The sequence below is a fragment of the Alteromonas sp. OM2203 genome (assembly GCF_048517045.1).
Taxonomy (GTDB): Bacteria; Pseudomonadota; Gammaproteobacteria; order Enterobacterales; family Alteromonadaceae; genus Alteromonas; species Alteromonas gracilis.
On the sequence record NZ_CP183209.1, the window covers coordinates 1,350,819 to 1,368,971 of the forward strand.

Genomic DNA, 18,153 nt, shown 5'->3' on the forward strand with positions numbered 1-18,153 from the left:
GGATGACTAGCTTTCAGCAGTAACACGCACCCGTGCAGCTTTTTCTGTTGTTACAGTTTGCTGTGCAGCAATTTTTGCGTCAATAATATTCTTTATAGCGATGAGCAAGCCCATTCCTAAGAACGCACCGGGAGGAAGAACGGCCAGCAGGAAAGGGTTCTCGGTACTAAACAGCACGACTGTCCAGTTTTCAGCAATTGGACCAAATAGCCTATCAGCTCCGGCTAATAATGTTCCTGCGCCCAAAATTTCACGCATACCACCTAAAATGACCAATACGGCAGTAAAACCTAATCCCATCATAAGCCCGTCATAAGCGGAGGCAAGAGGGTCGTTTTTAGAGGCAAATGCTTCAGCGCGACCAATGATTGCGCAGTTGGTGACAATAAGCGGAATAAAAATGCCTAAGGCTAAGTAAAGCTCGTAAGTAAATGCATTCATTAGCAGCTGAATAATAGTAACAAAGGCAGCAATAATCATGACGAAAACAGGGATACGGATTTCATTTCTTACTAGGTTTCGCACTAATGATACGGTTACGTTGCTACCAATCAGAACAAGCATGGTGGCAAGGCCTAAACCTAAGCCATTGATAAAGGTAGCGGTAACCGCTAACAAGGGGCACAGCCCAAGCAGCTGAACTAAAGCTGGATTGTTTTTCCAGAGCCCTTGTAGCGATAGGTCGCGAAAATCGGTCACGTTTAAAGCTCCTCTACTTGTTGAGGGTGTGCCTCATAAATGTCGTTAGGCTCAGCGGTGTTAGCGTTATCTTTGCGTTGGCAAGTGTTAGGGGCAGAGAATAACGCCGACTGGTTAGCCTGTGCATACAACAAGGCTTCACGCACTGCGCCTACTACCGCCCGTGGCGTAATGGTTGCGCCAGTAAATTGGTCGAACTCGCCGCCATCTTTTTTGACTTGCCATGGTGCTAAATTATCGTTTGAGAAAGGTCTGTCGCTAAACGTGGTGATCCAGTTACTAACCGCAAGCTCAATCTTATCGCCTAACCCTGGCGTTTCTTTGTGTTCAATCACTCTAACACCGAGTACCGTCATTTTATTTTCAGTAGGTTTTCTCTCGTCTTGATTAACTTTATTTACACCCTCATTGTCTTTTGAATTTAAAAACTCAGATGCGTTCACACTGACGCCTACAACTAAATCAATATCACCGCTATAACCGTCAGGAGCGGTGGCCTCAAGCACCACTGCACTCGGTTTACCGTTCAACGTGGCTCGGTAAACTTTGTGCGCTTTTTTTGCGCCTAATTCGGTTGCCGTCACTTGAGTGCAGTTTGCGTATAGTGGATTATCGTGAAATTCACTGGGCACTACTTCATTGAGCACGCTCAGTAGTTTCTGCTGCTTTTGTTGCTCAATCTTATCTTTAGTGCCATAAAAGGTAAGCGAGATAAGAGCGGTAGTCACGACGGCAAACGCACCTAACATCAACCCGTTTTTAGTTAAGCTGTCTTTCATCATTAATATTTACCTCGACCTTTATCGGCATTTTTCCCATAAACACGTGGGCGAGTGTAATAATCGATAAGCGGTACAGCCATATTCATAATGATCACTGCAAACGCTACAGCATCTGGATATCCACCAAACGTCCGAATGATAACAATCCAAAAGCCGATGGCCGCCCCAAAAATGATACGCCCTTTAGGTGTGGTCGATGCTGATACAGGATCGGTGGCGATAAAGAATGCGCCAACCATAACTGCGCCATTAAACAAATGGAAAAGCGGTGAGGCATAGTAATCAGCATTGGCTAAATGAAGCAGTGAAGCGCAGACAAACACACTCATTAACATGCCGCCTGGAATATGCCAGCTGATTATGCGGGTTTTCCATAAATATAGTCCACCCAGCAAATAAGCAATACTCACTATTCCCCAGCCTGCGCCAGCGGCTTCAAAAAAACCGCCATCGAAAATTGGCTTAGTGAGTGATTCTGAGTAGGTGACACCTTGAGTTAGATCGGTTTTCAACGTGTCCAATGGTGTCGCCATCGTTACACCATCGGCAATGGTTTTAAGCTGAGTAACGTCATATCCACTTGTGGTAAACCCCGTAAATATCAGCGAAACAGCGTCGAAGAAGCTCGGAGTAATCCCAGCGTGAGTAGTGGGAGGCAACCATAAGCTCATGGCGGCAGGAAACGAAATGAGCAGAACAACGTAAGCGATCATTGCAGGGTTAAAAATGTTGAATCCTAAGCCACCATAAACTTGTTTAGCTACTGCAATGGCAAAGAAAACACCGGTTACCGTCATCCACCAAGGGAGGGTGGGCGGAATGCTTATTGCGATTAAAAGCCCAGTTAAAACGGCGCTATAGTCGGTAAGTGTGCGCTCTATAGGGCGATTCCGAAGGTATAAAATAAGGCCTTCAAAAACCAGTGCACTTACTACAGCAATCACTGACTGTATTAACATGCCCCAACCAAAAAAGAAGGACTGCGCAATCATTCCTGGGATCATGGCGTAAATCACCATGCGCATGACTTGACCCGTATCGCGTTTAACCCGCTGGTGTGGCGAACTCGATAAACTTAATTTCATTGTGATTCTTTCTCTTTATCTGCAGCGGCTTTTTTCGCCTTAGCTTTAGCGATAGCCGCGGCAATACGTGCTTTCTTTTCATCCTGCCCTGACATCGGAGCGCCGTCTTGCGTGTTCGTTTCTGCATTGTCCTGCGAGGGTGATTCACTCGGTTCGCCCTTCGCCTGGCTCTCTGTCTCATTGTTTTCGGTAGGCGATGATTCTTCTTGGCTTGCTAGGGCACGCTTTTTCGCTTTAGCTTTGGCTACGGCTGCTGCAATTCGGGCTTTTTTCTCGTCCGCCTCGCTTTTTCCGGAAGAGTCTGCGTTGCTTTCTTGTTGAGTACTGTTGCTTTCTGGTAAATGAACGATTTCTTCGTTTTCTTTTTCATTACCGGCAGAACTAACCGTTTGCGCTACTTCAGCCTCTGCCTTTTTGGCCTTCGCTTTAGCTACTGCTGCGGCAATTCTTGCCCGTTTCTCGTCCTGTTGCTCATTCTTCTGCTCGCCTGACTGAGCGATGCTTTGAGAAGGAGATTGTGCTGGAGATGACGATTCTGGCAGCCCATTTTCGGACATACTTTTGGCCGCTTTTTGGGCTTTTGCTTTCGCCACTGCCGCTGCAATTCGCGCTTTTTTCTGTTCTTCTGCTGATAGTTTTACATTGTTATCAGCGGTAAATTCTTCTATGTTTTTTGCGACGTCTTCGTCTGCATGTTTGTCTGCGTGTTCGTCTGAGTGGTTTCCGGGGATCGGCTCTTCAGAGGGAGCAGCTTGTGCTGCTTCTTTCGCTTTTGCTCTTGCAATAGCTGCAGCAACTTTGGCTTTTTTCTCATCTTCAGGCGATGGCGCAGCAGGTTGAATAGACGATGATTCGTCGACCTTTTCACTTTGAGCTTGCGCCGCTTTTTTCGCCTTAGCTCTGGCAATAGCGGCCGCTACCTGAGCCTTCTTATCGTCTGTTGCAGTGCTTGGTTCGCCAGTGTTCGACGTTGTACTCTCATTACTTGAATTAGCCTGCAAAGCAGCTTTTTTAGCTTTCGCGCGAGCAAGCGCCGCGGCCACTTTGTCTTTCGCTTCTGTTACGTCAGTATTGCTGGCGTTATCGACTGCTTCAGCATTGTGTTCTTTCGCTTTATTAGCAGCTAAACGCGCTTCTTTGGCTTTTCTGTGCTTTTCTTCACGTTCACGCTTTTCCCGCTCTAAGCGTTCTTTGCGAGCTTCAAAACGTTGCTTTGCTTTTTCTGCTTTATTCTTCTCATCACGCTGTAGACGAATTTCTACTTTGGCTTGGCGATAATAATGGACTAGCGGTATTTCGCTCGGGCAAACGTACGCGCAAGCACCGCATTCAATGCAGTCGAACAGGTCGTATTCTTCCGCCTTGTCATATTCTTTTGCTTTGGCATGCCAAAACATTTGCTGAGGTAGCAGAGAGGCTGGGCAGGCATCAGCGCACGCGCTGCAGCGAATACATGGTCGCTCAACATTGTCGTCGACGAGCTCTTTTTTTGCAGGAACAAGTAAACAATTGGTGGTTTTTACCACGGGTATGGTTGCATCCGATAAGGTAAATCCCATCATGGGTCCGCCCATTACCACTTTAGGCGCTTTTTGCTTTTTCGGATTGTATTTGGCTTCGCTCAATAAATGAGAAACAGGAGTACCTATCAGTGCTCGGAAGTTGCTGGGTGACTCAACGGCTTCACCGGTCACAGTGACAATTCGTTCAATAAGTGGTTTGCCATGCAAAATGGCATCAGCAATAGCGTAGCAGGTGCCTACGTTAAACATCATTACACCAATATCCGCTGGAAGGCCGTTTCTTGGCACTTCTCGGCCAGTGATGACTTGAATGAGTTGTTTCTCACCACCAGCAGGGTATTTGGTTTCTACGCTGACTACCCGATAATCTTTCTTATCCTGGCAGGCAATATTTAACGCTTCAAACGCTTCTGGTTTGTTATCCTCTACTGCCACAATAATCGCTTTGGGGCCGATTAAGTGTACAAGAATATCCAGCCCCTGGCGTATTTGCCACGCATGCTCGCGCATAAGGCGATCGTCAGAAGTAATATATGGCTCGCACTCAATACCATTTAAAATGAGAAATTCAACTGGTTTTGAGGTCGATGTTTTAATGTGAGTAGGGAAGCCCGCACCGCCCATGCCTGAAATACCTGCCTGACAGATAGCATCAATCAGCTGGCTTTTGTCGACATTACTGTAATTCGTAGTAGCAGACAGTTCACACCATGTATCTTTGCCGTCAGGGCGTATCGAAACACACATTTCTGTAAGGCCGCTAGGGTGCGCCACAACATGCGGCGCAATAGCCACGACTTCACCCGAAGTTGGCGCGTGAACAGGCACTGAAAAAGGCGAAGAGCTTTGCGAGAGAACTTGACCTTTTAATACTGTATCACCAACCTCTACGCAGCATATTCCATCTGAGCCAATATGCTGTCGAAGCGGCACTACCAATAATTCGGGCATAGAAGGCTTCTGGATAATAGAAGTGTTAGAAAGGGCCTTTTTATCGTCTGGGTGTACACCACCCGGAAACGAGTATGTTTTTCCCGCATTTAAGGTTTCTATAATTGAATCAAAACTTGGATACATCACAATTACGACACCATTTTTATGGGAATATCACCTTTAGGTGATGATGAAAAATCCCACTTCCACGTAGAAGTAGTTTCAGTGATAGGAACCATATCAATACAGTCAACAGGGCAGGGGTCTACACACAGGTCGCACCCTGTGCACTCATCGGTAATGACAGTGTGCATATGCTTTGCCGCGCCCAAAATAGCGTCAACAGGACATGCTTGAATGCACTTCGTACAACCAATGCATTCATCCTCACGAATAAAGGCGACTTTTTTGACGTCTTCCTCGCCGTGGGCTGCATCGAGGGGTTTAGGTTCAACACCCATCAAATCAGCAAGCTTTTTGATGGTAGATTCACCACCGGGAGGGCACTTATTAATATCATCGCCCTCGGCTATTGCTTCAGCGTAAGGCTTACATCCTGGATAGCCACATTGGCCACATTGGGTTTGTGGAAGCACGGCATCTATTTGCTCTACGAGCGGGTCACCTTCCACTTTAAAGCGGATGCTGGCGTAGCCTAAAACAAGGCCAAATATTAGGGCTAATACACCGATTGCAGCAACGGCAAAAATTATGGCAGTAGACATCGTCATTATAGCTTCACCAAACCACTAAAGCCCATGAAAGCAAGAGACATAAGACCTGCCGTAATCATGGCTATTGACGCGCCTTTAAATGAAACAGGTACATCCGCTGCTGCGAGTCGCTCGCGCATCGCAGCAAAAAGCACTAGTACCAACGAAAAGCCAACGGCAGCGCCAAAACCATATATGAGGCTTTGCATGAAATTGTGCTGTTCTGTGAGGTTCAAAAGTGCAACGCCTAATACTGCGCAATTAGTCGTAATGAGAGGAAGAAAAATACCCAGTAGCCTATATAAGGTAGGACTGGTTTTGTGTACCACCATTTCAGTGAACTGAACCACTACTGCTATAACAAGGATAAAAGCTAGTGTTCTTAAATAACCAATACCCAAAGGTGCGAGTAAATAGGTTTCTACCAAATAGCTTGTTGCAGAGGCGAGAGTGAGTACGAATGTGGTTGCCATAGACATGCCCATGGCGGTCTCTAGTTTTCCAGAAACACCCATGAATGGGCATAACCCGAGAAACTTGACCAACACGAAGTTGTTAACCAGTACTGTACCAATCAATAGCAGTAAAAATTCAGTCATGAAAAACGCAATTCCTTCGAGGAATCTAGACGGACATTGCCCGTGCTTTAAAAAGAAAGATAGATTGTTTCTATTATCCCTTTTTAGAACGGGTTTAACAACTTGATTGAATTAGGGTTATTTAATGTCTAAACGCGTTGTTTTGGGAATTAAAATAAATGGATGTGGGTAGGACGATTTGAGAGCCAACTAAGTGGCTCCCCGAACCCTCCTTACTGGGAACTATTAGAGTCCCAATGGTCGTCTTTACCCGTAAGTTACCGCCACAATTGAGAAAAGCGGCATAGCTGTATATTTTTTAAATAGTTCCCCCTAATGTGAATTTGCCCTAACGCTGCTTGTTCTGCTGCACCAAAATGGCAGTATGAAAACGGACAAAAGCAAGTTCTTAGAGCCACGTAACCACATTACATTTAAATGTGATGTGTGTTTGCACGTGTGGGATTCAGAGCCCGAGGAAGTGGTAAGTGATGAAAATTTAGCTCACCCTTACCGTTATTTTGCCACTTGCCCGTCATGTAGAGCGCATTCGCAGCAAATTCCATGGCAGCGCGGCTTATTCAGCAGCTATGTAAAATCAACAGGCCCCAAAACACTGGAAGGTAAAGCGGCCTCTGCAGCAAACTTGGACGGACACCCTACGCCAGAGGAAGCGTTAAGAACGCGATTTAATGCGTTGAAACACGGCGCAGCGGCAAAGCAAGCGCTCTATTTTCCTGCGAAGCCTGGCAAATATGATGCGTGTGAAACATGCGATATCGATTTTAACTACTGCAGCCAGCAAGTGGCATGCATGCGCAAAACTGAATTATTTATGCGCCATCTGATCGCCATTGAAAGTCACGACCCCAAAATGCTGCGAGAGCACCAAGCGATGCAACAGGCTAACTTTGCTTCGTTAATGGATGACATGCTGATAAGCGTAATTAATAAAGGTGTCGTGCTAGAAACACCGGCATTCTCATTTGATAAAGACGGTGGCTTTCACCTTGCTCAGTACACTGATAGTGAAACTGGCAAGAAAACCACCATTATGGATACGAAAGCCAACCCGCTGCTTAAGCATATCTTCGACCTAATGAGCAAAAACAACCTTACGCTTGCTGATTTGGGTATGACGCAAAAAGTGCGTGAAGAAAATGAAATTCAAATGGGCCGCTTACAGCAAGAAGGCAAAGATAAGCAGAGCTTAGCCGACTTCCAAAATAAACAGCATGAATTACTCGATAGCTTGCGCGAAAAAATAGTGAATTCTCAGAATGCGCTTAGCCAAGATGAAATATTGCTAGAACACAAGAAAGCGAACGGCGATGGCTGAACGTGTAACCGCAAAAGAAAGGCAGCGCCTGCAGCATTTGGCTGAAGCTGAAATTATGCGTTACAAGGGTGACCATTCCCTTTGGCATAAGCATGTTCACGACATAACACTAGACCCAATGCAGGTACTTAAGTGTTATGAAATGGATAGGTACCCAAACACCATCGATAACAGTTGCCGTCGTACAGGTAAAACCGCAGTTAAAGAAATGTGGAACCTCGAATACCTGGCAACGAATCCCGACCAAGAACTGGGGATTGTGGCGCCCAAAGAAGCACAAAGCCTGGTTAACCTTAACTACCACCTAGACGCTATTCGTCGGTCTGAAATTCTCGGTAACTTTATTGAATACCGTAATGGCCGTAAGCAAATGAGCGATACTTATTTTAGGTTCTGCAACCGAAGCATAGCGCGAGGTTACGGTATCTTTTCCCAAATCGACGGCGGCGATTTAACCTTGGCCTCTATTGAAGAGGTCGACGACTTAGACCAAGAGCGCCTTAATTCCCGTTTCCTACTTACCATGGGTTCGACACGCCGCTTAGGTGCTGACGAAAACGCCAAGAACGAACCAATAATTAGAATTACAGGTGTATTTAAAGGGGCGTCGGTACTTTCAAGTTTGTTAGAAACGAAGAAATATCACTTATTGCCTACGGTCGATTGTCACTTAGGGGTAGAGCTTGGGATCCTAAACGGTAAGTTTATCGACGACATGAAAGTTCAGCTTTCACCCGAAGAGTACATTCGCCAGCTGCTGTGCATTAACACCAGTTCTACTAACTTAATTTGGGAAAAGTATATTCGTGCAGCCATTCAGATGGGCGCAAAAACCAACATTGAAATGGTTATCCCCGAGCCTGGTGCCAGATATAGAAAACGCGGTTTATTAAGTTTTGGTTACGATGCTGCAGGCCATGGTGAGAGCGCTACGGCATCAAAGCATGCATTTATTGTTACTGAGCAAGTCGGAAACTATGTTGTTTTTGTGTTTGCAAAGACATGGGCTGCAGGTACCGACGACTCGGTTGTTAAAAATGACTTGCTTGCGTTCTGGCGTTACTTTCGTCCCGACTACGCCATAGGCGATGCTTACGGCTTAGGTATGCTTACCCAGTTAAACCACGACCTTTATTATGAAGGCCTCACCCCAGTTGATATACGAGCGATTAATGATGGTGAGTCGAATGCTTCAGCATGGAATGATTGGGCCTTTGCACCTTTGCGTTTCGAGGGCTCAATAAAACACAGTATGGCGCAAGCATTAAGAGGGGTTTTCCACCACGGCCACGCCGTTATTCCTTACGTCGAACATTTAGAGCCGTCCGGCTTAGATATCGATAGTTTAGCGATTTCAGATATTAAAACCTTTATTAAGCAACTATCGAACATCAAGCCAGAAGAAACCAGTAAGAGTTATTCAAGTTACGTAATGGTGCTAAAGAAAATAGGCGATGACTTATTTGACGCTGCTATGGCGTCTGTGTGGGCGCTTGCTACGCGAGGCCAACCAAAACCAAATACAGCCGTAATGTCATCTTCCCGAAGTCGCGAAGAGTTGCTAGGCACCACCATTTTATTACCAGGGGTATAGAGAGCATGGGAATTATTTCAACAATTAACCGAGCGCTTGGCCGCCATACTTCCTCGGTAGACGCTGTAAGTAAGAGCGAAGAAGCCCAGCACAAAGAAAACACGCGTGGTGGTACCACGGTTAACACTGAAAATTATGTAAGACGTTTATACAACGAACTTTATGTGTCTCCTGACTATAAAGCGGCAGTACACCACATTAGAGAAATGGACCGCACCGACCCTCGTGTTAAACGAATTCATAGGCGCATGGCCCGAGATGCAACAAAAAATGGTATTCGTCTGCAGTGGAATGGAAAAGAAAACGACCGTATCAGCCGGCTATTTAAGCTTTGGGTTAACCGTCTTGGCCTCAATAACCCTCAAAAGCTTCACTCTGACGCAAGAGGTGCCGTGATGGAAGGTGCGCTTGCAATGCAGTGGGTTGTGAATGACCAGCGAAACATGGTGTCTGGCCTTCGCATGCCAGCAGAAACTATTCTTGCTGATACGTTGCCAACAGGCCAACTTAAAAACATCGCCGCAGCCTATAAGCAATTAGATCCCGTTGGTGGGTACCAGATTATTGCTGAGTTTGCTTTTTGGCAGCTTTCCGTTGTCAGAATTGACCCCGACAACTACGACGATTTTGGTTGTAATGGCCGCCCTTATTTAGATGCCACACGAAAAACGTGGAAGCAGCTGCAAATGACCGAAGACGATTTGGTTATTCGCAGACGAACACGCGCACCCCAACGCTTTAGCCACGTTCTTGATGGTGCCACAGCGGAAGAACTTCAGAAGTATAAAAACGGCATTGAAAACGAAAAAGGTTTAATGACCACAGATTTCTATTCAAACAGAAAGGGTGGCGTTACTGGGGTTAATGGCGATGCCAACCTAGACCAAATTAACGATGTTGTGCATTTGCTCGATACGTTCTTTAGCGGCGCCCCAGCACCGAAAGGTTTATTTGGTTATTCAGATGGGTTAAGCCGAGACATTCTAGAAGACCTTAAAAAAGACTACTTTGAAGAAATAGAGGGCCTGCAAGATACCCTTTCACAAGTTTACTTTGAAGGCTTTCGCCTGCAGCTGCTGTTAGCCGGCATTAATCCCGACTCTTATAACTTCAATGTGCAGTTCACCGAGCGCAAAACAGAAACACGTAATCAGAAAGCAGACTTGGCGCTTAAGTATCAAGCGCTGGGGGTACCAGACTCATTAGTATGGGAAACGGCAGGCTTCGAACCTGCTTATGTCATGGATAAAATCAAAGACCAGAAATCAAGTGGTGATCCTTATCCTGGCGAACAAGACGATGATGACGGCACACCAACTAACGAAAGCCCAAAACCTCGTGTTAAAGTTACACCAGGTAATGAGCCTAAAGGTGAGTCTGCAACCTATGTCCGAAACGCTTAAACCCATTGGTGATAATTTAGTTGTTACTGATGAAAAACCGGAAAATTCGTCGTCTGTCTTAGATGTTATTGACAGTCGCCCGTCAAACCAAGCCACTGTGTTAGCGGTTGGCGAAGGCCGCGTGCTTAAAAACGGTAAAAGGGCGCCGATGATAGTTAAGCCAGGGGATAGAGTTTTACTAGGTAGGTATGCTGGCTTTAGGTATGAACTTGCTGATACCACGGTACGCCTGCTTTCTATTAATGATGTACAAGCCATATTATGAGTGAGTGATCATGAGTGAATTATCACGCAAGAAAGCAATAATAAAACGGGCACAGGCATTGGCTTTAAAAGAGTACTTTGCCCTCGACCTTAGCGCTCTGGCTGAACTGCAAAGCTACTATGAGAGCAGCTTAGAAGAGGTGATTAGTATTCTCCTTTTCTACGCTGACAGTATCGGCATTATTCGCTTACAACAGCTTTCCGCACTACGCACCGACATAGAACGTGCGCTTAATAATTTGGCAAGTCTGCAAACCGAACTGCTAAACAGAAGTTTGTTGGCATCGGCTAATATTGGTGTAAAACCTTTTTTGTCGCATTCCGCTGCAGCGTCTGCGCTAGATATTGCCCAGCGAACAACGCGGTTCGTTAAGCAATTCACTGGCGAAGACGGCTTACAGCTATCTGACCGACTTTGGATAATTAACGACAACAATAAGAATAAAGTGCTAAGAGCGATAAACAGCGCAGTTATTCAAGGGCATTCGGCCAGCGAAGCAGCGGCCAGTTTGGTAACCAACAACGAGTTGCCCACCAAAGAAATTAAAAACAAAGTTAATAATGCATCTGCAGAGAAAATAGGAAACGTACTCAAAGCACAAGGCAAGGATGAAGATGCGGCGTATTGGCAAGCCAGGCGTTTGTTTAGAACAGAGATAAATCGCGCTCATGGCATGGCTTATCAAAATAGCCTGGAAGATGATGACGACATTATAGGTACACGCTTTATGCTTAGCCCTAATCACCCAAGGGTGGATATTTGCGACATGCATGCAAGTGTAAACCGTTTTGGCCTAGGCAGAGGCGTTTATCCTAAAGGCAAAAACCCGTGGCCTGCTCACCCGAATACCCTTAGCTATGTAGAAGCGGTATTTACCGATGAAGTGACCGACGAAGACCGAGCCACCAAGCAAGACCGAATAGAGTGGTTAAGCAATCAATCGGGCAATATTCGCATTGGTGTACTGGGTGTTTATAAGAACAATTTGCTACAAAATGACCAGTTAAAAGAAACCATGATCAGGTCAAAAGTGAAGACCTTGAAAAAACGTTTTGTTTAAAAGTTTGCCCTAACGCTGCGTTTTCTACACTGCCACACTCAAACTAGGTTAATAATAGTTGAGTGTGGACATGCCCCAACACAACCGAAAAATCCAATTGGAAGCACCTACTCATACGAAGACGGTGCGCTTTCTTGCCTCTGCAGTTTCGGTGGATGCCGAACAAAAGACCTCAGTGGTTACTATCACCCGAACGGGTAAATTCTTTGACCCTCGCTACGGACACTTTGAAATTAGCACCACAATGCTGCAAAGCATGGTGAATAACTTCAATAAAGGTGTTTTTGGTCAGGACATTTTCATAGATAAAGCCCACAACCCGAGTGACGGTGCGGCAGGCACAATTACACGCTTATTCCTGGATGGGAACAAACTGCGTGGTGAAGTGGCGTGGACGCCTTTCGGTCAAGAACTGATTGAAAAGAAAGGTTATCGCTACTTGTCAGCGGAATTTATTGAAAATTTCGTCAGCAACGAAGAACCCCATACCGAATTTGGCCCCACGCTTTTGGCGGCTGGCTTGGTGGTTCGCCCCTGTATTAAAAATCTAGACCGTGTAGAGCTATCAGAAGGTGAAGACTTCGATGGCATGCAGCTAATTTCACAGCAGCTGGCGGTTCAATTCTCTAAGGAATCAAACGTGGAAAAATTACTTAAGTTATTTAAAGAGGCGCTTGCGAATAAAAAGCTAAGCGAGTCGGCAATATCTAAATGGGTAGATACAGCTAAGAAAGTGCTTGAAGGCATTTCAGACGAAACCCAGCAAAAAACGTTAATGGCGAATCTGCAAGAAACGGCGTTATCACTTGCTGAAACCTCACCAGAGACTGTACCTAACGTTACGGTTAATACGTCTACTGGCTTAACGGAAGAAGCAGTAAAATCACTATTTGAAAAGCTAGAAGCTGATAAAGCTAAGTTGCTGTCTGACGCTCAAACCAAGCGCGATGCAAATGTTAAGCTGTTCACTGAGCAAGTGAATGGTACCGAAGGCCTTTCTGATGGTGTAAAAGCGAAGCTGCTTAGGTCGGCTGACCTTATTACTGCAGAAATGACAGAAGGCCAAGTGAAAGCACTGGCAACACAGCAAATTGTGCTGGGTGAAGAGCTAGAAGCGCAAACTAAACTGGCTGGCATGGGTTTCCAAGGCGGCAATGGCCCGATGGGCTCTGTTGTACTGGCTTCTGGTCACAACGCTAATGCAATGAAACTTGCTGAAGATGTGCGTAAGCAACTTAAGCAAACGTCGTCATTCTCAAACGGCTCAATTCGCCTATCTGAAACGGTTGACCCGTTCGTAGATAAAGTACTTACCTTGTTTGATGGACAGTATAACCAGCAGCTGAACCGCGAATACAAAGTATTAAACGGTGAAGAAGGCAGTATTTCTGATGCAGCGCTACCTTATGCTTTCCGTCGTGAAGTAATTCGTGAAGCCCTGCACGATATGAATATTCTTCAGCTGGTAGCAGCCGAGACAGACCCGGGTGCACAATCGACCACGCAAATTCCGTATGAAGAGCGTAAACCGTTTAAAGGCCGTAACGATGGCTTAGTGTTTGAACGCGGTGGAATTCCGAAAGCAGGTGTTCAAACTCGCTTCGATATGGCATACGTAAACGCAATGAAAATCGCGTTCAACGTGTCTAATGAATTAATGCACTTTACTCGCGTAAGCGGTATTAACTGGGATGCATGGGGCCGTCATGTGGCGTCTTGTTCACGTATTTTACGTGAAATTGTAGTACGTCGCCTAGCTAACGAAATGCTACGTATTTCTGACAGCCTAGCGGCCGTTCCGGTTAATGCGGAAAACATCGCTTCACAGCTTGATGGTTCAAACACAGTAGTGAAAACCAGTACGTTCCCTGTTGTTCGTCCACACCAGGTGTTTGACCTTCAAGGAAACACCGTTGGCAATACGTCGAACCCAATTACTATCATGTTCGGTTCTACGGAAATTTTACCGTTTGATGGCACGGGTAACCAGGCATCGGGTACGTATTACGTATTGGCTAACTGTAACTTGGGCTACATTCAGTTTGTTGATGAAACGGGTGAAGTGGTTACACCTAACGAGACAAATGCAACCATTTCATATTCTCGTGCAACGAACGTTGCAATGTTCGACATTGACCTGCCAGCAGACACTAAGCTTGAACAGCACTTAAACGGCTTGCTACGTAAGATTGGTAACCGTAAAGCGGTAATGAAAGACGACCGCTTCCAAGCGCCTAACTTCCTGCTTATGAGCAACACGCTTAACGACATGTGTACCAACGCAGACCAATTCATTGTTAGCCTTAAGCGTGACGGTAGCGACACTAACGGCATGGGTGATTTGGCTGCCATTAAAGCAATGCCAGCATGGTCTACGAATGCGCCAGGCATCGACTTAGGTGATGAACGTATCCTTATGGGCCAACGTGGTACTACACACTATCGTGTAGCAAAAGCGTTCTCTATGAGCGAAATGCAAGAAGGTCGCGACCCTGAGACGGGTGAAATGAACGGTACCAAAGAAGCCTACGGTGAAGAATACAACGCTATTCATACACCTAAGCCATTGGCCGATCGTTATACCTCGGTTGTTGTGTACTCGGGCACTGGCCGCTAAGCCAGTCATGTAACCCAAAAAAGGGCAGGCCACATTGCCTGCCCTTTTTATTAACTGGCTAAAAGGTAAAAACCATGAAAGTGAAAAAAGCGATTACCAATACCTCTGCAGCAATTATGTTTGTAGCTGGTAAAATGATTCCTCCTGGCGAAACACGTATTGTTGAAGTACCAAAGCAATCAGCATCTAGCCAAGTGGTAACTATATCGTTTGATGTCAAGGGCGAACTGGCTACAACAGTAGCTAAATTGAAAGAAAAGCTTGAATCGTTCACCCAAGACCAACTTCAACAGCTTCAGGCTGAAGAGGAACAAGGCCAAAACCGTGCAAGCGCGATTGATGCCATTACGGATGAAATTAAGTCTCGTGAGTACAGCGTTGAGCTAGAAGAATTTGCATTAGCATTGTCTAGCGTTGAAGACTTAGATGCATTGCTGCTTGACGTTGCTAAAGATGAAGCCAAGGTAGCAATGGTAAACGATGAAATAGCAAAACGGGCAGAGCAACAAAAGCATGTCAATCAGTAAAGCGGATCTTGTAGCAAGCTTATTGGTATCGGTATCAAGCAGTACTAAACTGCTTGATACTGACGATATCACGATAACCAGCACCATTGTTGATAACGCACTTGATGCGCTGTCACGACTTGCGCCGGCAACAGGTATCGACACCATTTCTCTGCAGCCTGGCGTGCAGATATACCCAGCGCCCTCTAACATTTGGGCTTACAAGGAAACGGCGTGGGGCTTTGACCAGCGCGTAGCACCATGGGAACCAGGTTATATTTCTCGGTTACCTGATGTGACGTATAACGAGGGGAATATTTACTTTAGCTTTGCACCTACTGCGCAGATGATTAGTAATCTCGGCAGTCGATTTACCTATTTCTACTATGCTCGCTACCAAGTGAATAATGGCGCCATAGAGATAGAGCCACGCAAGCAGGCACTACTACTTTTACTCTGCCAAATGGAAGTAATGAAACTGTTAGTGCTGCGAGAGCCTGGCACGCAAGTTACTACCAAAGGGAATGCAGGCAAGATTCAGTATGGCAGCCCCAAATTAGCGTTTGAAGCGCTTCAAGAGGAAGCTGGCCGTATAGCTGAAACGCTATGAACGAAATCATTCTAGACCTTAATACTCGCGCTCTAATCAACTATTTAGAGCGCAGTGTTAACGCCATCGATGGAACTACCGCAAAATTACTTCGCCGTTTATCGCAAGAAGGTACCAGAGAAGCGAAGCGCCACACCCCTAAAGCAGAAAGCACCCTAACCAATTCAATTCGCGCTAAGCAGCAATCCGCTAGTTTTCATCAAGTGGTAGCTGGTGTTCATTATGCTAGGTATGTAGAAGAGGGAACGGGCCGCGGTGGATGGGTACCAGACCAAACTATTTTAGATTGGATGGACGTTAAAGGTATTACCCCCGACGACGAAGACATGAGCATTGAACAGCTGGCCTATCTCATACAGACCAAAATATTCTATCAAGGCACCCCAGCGCAGCCGTTTATGAAGCCAGCGCTTGAACATATCAAAGCGAAAGCGCCAAACCTAGCGTTGACTTACTTTAAATCTGCATTAGAGGTTAAAACAAAATGACCCCCGAACAGCGGCTTAACACGGTTAAAGATAACCTTAAGCAAATAGTTGGCATTCACCATGTCACACGAAATTACAGCGATTTAGACACCGAAATGGACAAGCATGAACGCATTTATGCCGTATTGTCCTCTGGCTTTCCGCAGTTCGGTAGCTTGTACGACACGGAAGACGAAGTGCATAACTTTATGATAGTGGCCCAGCAGCTGGTGAGCGAAAACACCACTGGCGAGCAAAAAGAAGCCATTGAATTTTCTATGCTCGAGGTAATTAAAGAATTAGTTGCCCAAGATGGTGAAACAAACGAACCGCTTAACCTTGAACTGGTCAGCGCCAGAACCTCGCGCCAGATGGATCCTATTCACGCTTGGGTTTTATTCGAACTGCGCTTTAACGACCTTTAACTTTTGCCCTAACGCTGCGCCCCCCTCATTGCGACACTGAGCACTACAGAAAAAGGGGGCGACCATGCCTATTACAGTAACCAATTCATCTACGAAGCCAGTGCGCAGCGCCGGCATTAACTTCGCACCAGGTGTAAACACTTTTGAAGACGGTGAGCTTTCCAGTGCCCAACTAGCCCAATTAGCGCCAGTTAAGGTACTGAGTACAAAGCACACCGCAAAGCAGGCACCTGTCGCTAAATTAGCAAAGGAGCCTAAGCAATGAGTGCTAAGTATCAAAAGTATAAGGTGAAACGCCTTCTGCTCACCATGGCAGTGTTTAACGCTGCAGCGAATCCAGCCCTAGTCATTGGTGAAGATTATATTGCGGCAGGCGAAACGCCGAAGCACATCCAAACCAAAAACGCCGAACTTTCGCTAGAAATTGAAACGTTAGACCGTGAACTGGACGATGCAACCCTAGGTTATAAGCCCCAAATGCTAGTGGGCCAGCATTTTACTATTTCAACTGAAGTAGAAATTGCTGGTTCCGGTACGGCTGGTACTGCCCCCGTTTATAACGACCTAATTAAAATTGGTGCGTTCTCAGAAACGGTGAATCCCGGCACTGATGTGCAGTACGAACAACTGGACGATGATAGTTGGCCCGATGCGACTATTTATTTCTACCACGCTGGCCGAAACCATAAAGTATTGGGTGCACAGGCCAATGTAAGTGTTGCTGTTGCCAACGGTGCACTGCCTACCTACACCCTAACCATTACAGGTACCTACGGCGGTGTATTAAAAGAGGCTATGCCCACTCCTTCTTTCAATCAACTTAAGCCTGTAAAGGTGGGTAACCAATACACCACGTTCACGCTAGACGGCAGTGAATATGCGCTTATTAACTACTCTTCAGACCAAAACAACGAAGTGAACTACACCGATTTGCCAGGTTATGAAGGTGTGAGCATTGATGACATTGCGCCAGAAGGTGAAATTGAAATTCTAGTGCCTGATCACGGCGACTTCGACCCGTTCGCGATTGTGAATAGCGAAGCGGAGGTGTTCCTACCTTTCTCGCTTCAGCACGGTACCACAGCAGGCAATATCGTTACCTTTTCCAACCCCGAGCTACAAATTTTAGGCGTGGGCTACGGCGAATTTGAAGGTAAACGCACGTTTGTGATGCCGTATGGCGCCATTGGTAAAAACAAAATTACGGTGAGCTAATGCAATTAAAAATTAAACGAAAAGAAAGTGTCGTGTGGCCTGTATCTGTAAAGGTACCTGCAGACGGCGGGGCGCTTGAAGAACATAACTTCTTTGCTCGGTTTAAGCGCTTATCTGAAAAAGAGTTCGATGCTGCGGCCAAGGAAGGCCAAACCCCGTTACTTAAAGCTGTGATGCTAGAAGCTGGTGAAACTGAAGCCAGTCTAGAAAAGCTAAGTGATGAAGACAAAGCAGAGTTGCTTTCAGATACCAATTACCGTGTTGGTCTTTATAACGCCTACTTAAAGATGGACGCAGGCGTAGCGGAAAAAAACTCCTAGAGGCCGCCCAGTTTTGGGT

At 46.0% G+C, this 18,153-nt stretch carries 19 protein-coding genes; 13 read left to right on the forward strand and 6 right to left on the reverse strand.

What is annotated here, in order from left to right; translation table 11 throughout:
* Positions 1-6: 6 nt before the first annotated feature.
* From ACM0P2_RS06020 to rsxA, 6 genes are read right to left on the reverse strand one after another with little or no spacing between them, the layout of a single operon-like run.
* Positions 7-699, reverse strand: a complete 693-nt coding sequence (locus ACM0P2_RS06020; RefSeq protein WP_159118161.1) for an electron transport complex subunit E — start codon at positions 697-699, stop codon at positions 7-9.
* Between the two features lie 2 nt (positions 700-701).
* Complete coding sequence (locus ACM0P2_RS06025) at positions 702-1,481, reverse strand: RnfABCDGE type electron transport complex subunit G (protein WP_159118160.1); 780 nt, start codon at positions 1,479-1,481, stop codon at positions 702-704.
* Positions 1,481-2,566 carry an electron transport complex subunit RsxD gene (gene rsxD / locus ACM0P2_RS06030; protein ID WP_159118159.1) on the reverse strand — a complete coding sequence of 362 codons (1,086 nt, stop codon included), beginning with the start codon at positions 2,564-2,566 and terminating at the stop codon, positions 1,481-1,483. The genes ACM0P2_RS06025 and rsxD overlap by 1 nt, the downstream gene beginning before the upstream one ends.
* A complete protein-coding gene (gene rsxC / locus ACM0P2_RS06035; protein WP_159118199.1) occupies positions 2,563-5,166 on the reverse strand; it encodes an electron transport complex subunit RsxC in 2,604 nt (867 codons plus the stop codon). Before rsxC ends, rsxD begins: the two co-directional genes overlap by 4 nt.
* A gap of 5 nt (positions 5,167-5,171) precedes the next feature.
* Positions 5,172-5,753: an electron transport complex subunit RsxB gene (gene rsxB, locus ACM0P2_RS06040; protein WP_105931837.1), complete on the reverse strand. Its 582-nt coding sequence runs from the start codon at positions 5,751-5,753 to the stop codon at positions 5,172-5,174.
* The gene (gene rsxA / locus ACM0P2_RS06045; protein WP_105931838.1) at positions 5,753-6,334 is read right to left on the reverse strand and encodes an electron transport complex subunit RsxA; all 582 of its coding nucleotides are present in this window, start codon (positions 6,332-6,334) and stop codon (positions 5,753-5,755) included. The genes rsxB and rsxA overlap by 1 nt, the downstream gene beginning before the upstream one ends.
* Before the next feature lie 364 nt (positions 6,335-6,698).
* Between rsxA and ACM0P2_RS06050 the strand changes: the two genes are divergently transcribed.
* The 13 genes from ACM0P2_RS06050 (at position 6,699) to ACM0P2_RS06110 (ending at position 18,134) form a co-directional block, all read left to right on the forward strand.
* Positions 6,699-7,652, forward strand: a complete 954-nt coding sequence (locus ACM0P2_RS06050) for a hypothetical protein (protein ID WP_419227423.1) — start codon at positions 6,699-6,701, stop codon at positions 7,650-7,652.
* A complete protein-coding gene (locus ACM0P2_RS06055) occupies positions 7,645-9,246 on the forward strand; it encodes a hypothetical protein (RefSeq protein WP_419227424.1) in 1,602 nt (533 codons plus the stop codon). Before ACM0P2_RS06050 ends, ACM0P2_RS06055 begins: the two co-directional genes overlap by 8 nt.
* A 5-nt stretch (positions 9,247-9,251) precedes the next feature.
* Complete coding sequence (locus ACM0P2_RS06060) at positions 9,252-10,649, forward strand: hypothetical protein (protein WP_419227425.1); 1,398 nt, start codon at positions 9,252-9,254, stop codon at positions 10,647-10,649.
* Positions 10,633-10,914 carry a GroES family chaperonin gene (locus ACM0P2_RS06065; RefSeq protein ID WP_159118154.1) on the forward strand — a complete coding sequence of 94 codons (282 nt, stop codon included), beginning with the start codon at positions 10,633-10,635 and terminating at the stop codon, positions 10,912-10,914. Before ACM0P2_RS06060 ends, ACM0P2_RS06065 begins: the two co-directional genes overlap by 17 nt.
* A 10-nt stretch (positions 10,915-10,924) precedes the next feature.
* On the forward strand, positions 10,925-11,974 hold the full coding sequence (locus tag ACM0P2_RS06070) for a hypothetical protein (protein ID WP_419227426.1): 1,050 nt from the start codon (positions 10,925-10,927) through the stop codon (positions 11,972-11,974).
* A gap of 70 nt (positions 11,975-12,044) precedes the next feature.
* Positions 12,045-14,591, forward strand: coding sequence for a phage protease (locus tag ACM0P2_RS06075; RefSeq protein WP_419227427.1), 2,547 nt, complete (start codon positions 12,045-12,047; stop codon positions 14,589-14,591).
* A gap of 74 nt (positions 14,592-14,665) precedes the next feature.
* A complete protein-coding gene (locus ACM0P2_RS06080; protein ID WP_419227428.1) occupies positions 14,666-15,118 on the forward strand; it encodes a hypothetical protein in 453 nt (150 codons plus the stop codon).
* Complete coding sequence (locus ACM0P2_RS06085) at positions 15,105-15,707, forward strand: hypothetical protein (protein ID WP_419227429.1); 603 nt, start codon at positions 15,105-15,107, stop codon at positions 15,705-15,707. Before ACM0P2_RS06080 ends, ACM0P2_RS06085 begins: the two co-directional genes overlap by 14 nt.
* Positions 15,704-16,195, forward strand: a complete 492-nt coding sequence (locus ACM0P2_RS06090) for an HK97-gp10 family putative phage morphogenesis protein (RefSeq protein ID WP_159578718.1) — start codon at positions 15,704-15,706, stop codon at positions 16,193-16,195. Before ACM0P2_RS06085 ends, ACM0P2_RS06090 begins: the two co-directional genes overlap by 4 nt.
* Positions 16,192-16,599, forward strand: coding sequence for a hypothetical protein (locus ACM0P2_RS06095; RefSeq protein ID WP_419227430.1), 408 nt, complete (start codon positions 16,192-16,194; stop codon positions 16,597-16,599). Before ACM0P2_RS06090 ends, ACM0P2_RS06095 begins: the two co-directional genes overlap by 4 nt.
* A gap of 64 nt (positions 16,600-16,663) precedes the next feature.
* On the forward strand, positions 16,664-16,864 hold the full coding sequence (locus ACM0P2_RS06100) for a hypothetical protein (RefSeq protein ID WP_159118147.1): 201 nt from the start codon (positions 16,664-16,666) through the stop codon (positions 16,862-16,864).
* Positions 16,861-17,814 (forward strand): hypothetical protein, encoded by a 954-nt coding sequence (locus tag ACM0P2_RS06105; protein ID WP_419227431.1) that lies wholly within the window; start codon positions 16,861-16,863, stop codon positions 17,812-17,814. Before ACM0P2_RS06100 ends, ACM0P2_RS06105 begins: the two co-directional genes overlap by 4 nt.
* On the forward strand, positions 17,814-18,134 hold the full coding sequence (locus ACM0P2_RS06110) for a hypothetical protein (RefSeq protein ID WP_419227432.1): 321 nt from the start codon (positions 17,814-17,816) through the stop codon (positions 18,132-18,134). The genes ACM0P2_RS06105 and ACM0P2_RS06110 overlap by 1 nt, the downstream gene beginning before the upstream one ends.
* Positions 18,135-18,153 lie beyond the last annotated feature (19 nt).

What these genes read in the sequence shown, in the direction of transcription:
- rsxC (WP_159118199.1), bottom strand. Translation starts at nt 5,166, where the DNA reads ATGTATCCAAGTTTTGATTCAATTATAGAAACCTTAAATGCGGGAAAA.
- rsxB (WP_105931837.1), bottom strand. Translation starts at nt 5,753, where the DNA reads ATGACGATGTCTACTGCCATAATTTTTGCCGTTGCTGCAATCGGTGTA.
- ACM0P2_RS06105 (WP_419227431.1), top strand. Translation starts at nt 16,861, where the DNA reads ATGAGTGCTAAGTATCAAAAGTATAAGGTGAAACGCCTTCTGCTCACC.
- ACM0P2_RS06095 (WP_419227430.1), top strand. Translation starts at nt 16,192, where the DNA reads ATGACCCCCGAACAGCGGCTTAACACGGTTAAAGATAACCTTAAGCAA.
- ACM0P2_RS06110 (WP_419227432.1), top strand. Translation starts at nt 17,814, where the DNA reads ATGCAATTAAAAATTAAACGAAAAGAAAGTGTCGTGTGGCCTGTATCT.
- ACM0P2_RS06075 (WP_419227427.1), top strand. Translation starts at nt 12,045, where the DNA reads ATGCCCCAACACAACCGAAAAATCCAATTGGAAGCACCTACTCATACG.
- ACM0P2_RS06025 (WP_159118160.1), bottom strand. Translation starts at nt 1,481, where the DNA reads ATGATGAAAGACAGCTTAACTAAAAACGGGTTGATGTTAGGTGCGTTT.
- rsxA (WP_105931838.1), bottom strand. Translation starts at nt 6,334, where the DNA reads ATGACTGAATTTTTACTGCTATTGATTGGTACAGTACTGGTTAACAAC.
- ACM0P2_RS06055 (WP_419227424.1), top strand. Translation starts at nt 7,645, where the DNA reads ATGGCTGAACGTGTAACCGCAAAAGAAAGGCAGCGCCTGCAGCATTTG.
- ACM0P2_RS06090 (WP_159578718.1), top strand. Translation starts at nt 15,704, where the DNA reads ATGAACGAAATCATTCTAGACCTTAATACTCGCGCTCTAATCAACTAT.
- ACM0P2_RS06065 (WP_159118154.1), top strand. Translation starts at nt 10,633, where the DNA reads ATGTCCGAAACGCTTAAACCCATTGGTGATAATTTAGTTGTTACTGAT.
- ACM0P2_RS06085 (WP_419227429.1), top strand. Translation starts at nt 15,105, where the DNA reads ATGTCAATCAGTAAAGCGGATCTTGTAGCAAGCTTATTGGTATCGGTA.
- rsxD (WP_159118159.1), bottom strand. Translation starts at nt 2,566, where the DNA reads ATGAAATTAAGTTTATCGAGTTCGCCACACCAGCGGGTTAAACGCGAT.
- ACM0P2_RS06070 (WP_419227426.1), top strand. Translation starts at nt 10,925, where the DNA reads ATGAGTGAATTATCACGCAAGAAAGCAATAATAAAACGGGCACAGGCA.
- ACM0P2_RS06060 (WP_419227425.1), top strand. Translation starts at nt 9,252, where the DNA reads ATGGGAATTATTTCAACAATTAACCGAGCGCTTGGCCGCCATACTTCC.
- ACM0P2_RS06080 (WP_419227428.1), top strand. Translation starts at nt 14,666, where the DNA reads ATGAAAGTGAAAAAAGCGATTACCAATACCTCTGCAGCAATTATGTTT.
- ACM0P2_RS06100 (WP_159118147.1), top strand. Translation starts at nt 16,664, where the DNA reads ATGCCTATTACAGTAACCAATTCATCTACGAAGCCAGTGCGCAGCGCC.
- ACM0P2_RS06050 (WP_419227423.1), top strand. Translation starts at nt 6,699, where the DNA reads ATGAAAACGGACAAAAGCAAGTTCTTAGAGCCACGTAACCACATTACA.